Origin of the sequence: Aureimonas endophytica (genome assembly GCF_014642635.1) — a bacterium.
In the GTDB taxonomy this organism is placed as follows: Bacteria; Pseudomonadota; Alphaproteobacteria; order Rhizobiales; family Rhizobiaceae; genus Plantimonas; species Plantimonas endophytica.
Window position 1 is genome coordinate 1 of record NZ_BMIQ01000026.1, and the last position, 1,269, is coordinate 1,269.

Consider the following 1,269-nt stretch of genomic DNA (forward strand, 5'->3'; position numbering starts at 1 on the left):
ATGAAGATCCTTGTCTGTGTGAAGCGGGTTGTTGACTACAACGTGAAGATCCGGGTGAAGCCGGACGGCACGGGCGTCGATCTGACGAATGTGAAGATGTCGATGAACCCGTTTGACGAGATCGCGGTGGAAGAGGCGATCCGGCAGAAGGAGAAGGGCGGCGTCGAGGAGATCGTGGCGGTGTCGATCGGCCCGGCGCAGGCGCAGGAGACGCTGCGCACGGCGCTGGCGATGGGCGCCGACCGCGGCGTGCTGGTGAAGGCGGAGGGCGTGGTCGAGCCGCTGGCGGTGGCCAAGATCCTGAAGGGCGTGGTGGAGGCCGAGGCGCCCGACCTCGTGATCCTCGGCAAGCAGGCGATCGACGACGACTGCAACCAGACCGGCCAGATGCTGGCCGGCCTGCTCGGCTGGAGCCAGGGGACCTTCGCCTCGCGGCTGGAGCTCGCCGACGGCCGCGCCGACGTGACGCGCGAGGTGGATGGCGGGCTGCAGACGGTGGAGCTGAAGCTTCCCGCGATCGTGACGACGGATCTGCGCCTCAACGAGCCGCGCTATGCCTCGCTGCCGAACATCATGAAGGCGAAGAAGAAGCCGCTCGAGGAGAAGAGCCCGGCGGATTACGGCGTCGACATCGCGCCGCGCCTGGAAGTGCTGAAGACCGTGGAGCCGGAAAAGCGCAAGGCCGGCATCCGCGTCGGCTCGGTGGACGAGCTGATCGGCAAGCTGAAGACCGAAGCCGGCGTGCTGTGAGAAGGGTTTGGGGATGACGACGCTTCTGATCGCCGAGCATGACGGCTCGGCCCTGTCGGACCAGAGTGCTAAGGCGTTGACGGCGGCGCTCGCGCTTGCCGGCGAGGTTCATGTTCTCGTTGCCGGCGGCGCCGGCGCGGGCGGTGTCGCGGAGGGCGCGGCGCGCCTTCAGGGCGTGGCCAAGGTGCTTCTGGCCGAGGGCGAGGAATTCGCGCACGGCCTTGCCGAGCCGCTGGCGGCGCTCGTCGTGACGCTGGCGCCGGGTTATGGCGCGATCGTCGGCGCCTCGACGGCGCTGACGAAGAACGTCCTGCCGCGCGTCGCCGCGCTGCTCGACGTGATGCAGGTGTCGGACGTGACGGCGGTTCTCGGACCCGACACGTTCGAACGGCCGATCTATGCCGGCAACGCCCTCCAGACCGTCCGCTCCAAGGATGCGATCAAGGTGCTGACGGTGCGCAGCACCGCCTTCGCCTCGGCCTCGGAGGGCGGCTCGGCCTCGGTCGAGCGGATCGGGGG

At 68.6% G+C, this 1,269-nt stretch carries 1 protein-coding gene and 1 pseudogene; both read left to right on the forward strand.

Translation table 11 applies throughout. From position 1 onward, the window contains the following. Positions 1-750 carry an electron transfer flavoprotein subunit beta/FixA family protein gene (locus tag IEY14_RS25655; protein ID WP_188913682.1) on the forward strand — a complete coding sequence of 250 codons (750 nt, stop codon included), beginning with the start codon at positions 1-3 and terminating at the stop codon, positions 748-750. A 13-nt stretch (positions 751-763) separates the two neighbouring features. Further along, positions 764-1,269 (forward strand): annotated as a pseudogene (locus IEY14_RS25660) (electron transfer flavoprotein subunit alpha/FixB family protein); the annotation flags it as partial.

What these genes read in the sequence shown, in the direction of transcription:
- IEY14_RS25655 (WP_188913682.1), top strand. Translation starts at nt 1, where the DNA reads ATGAAGATCCTTGTCTGTGTGAAGCGGGTTGTTGACTACAACGTGAAG.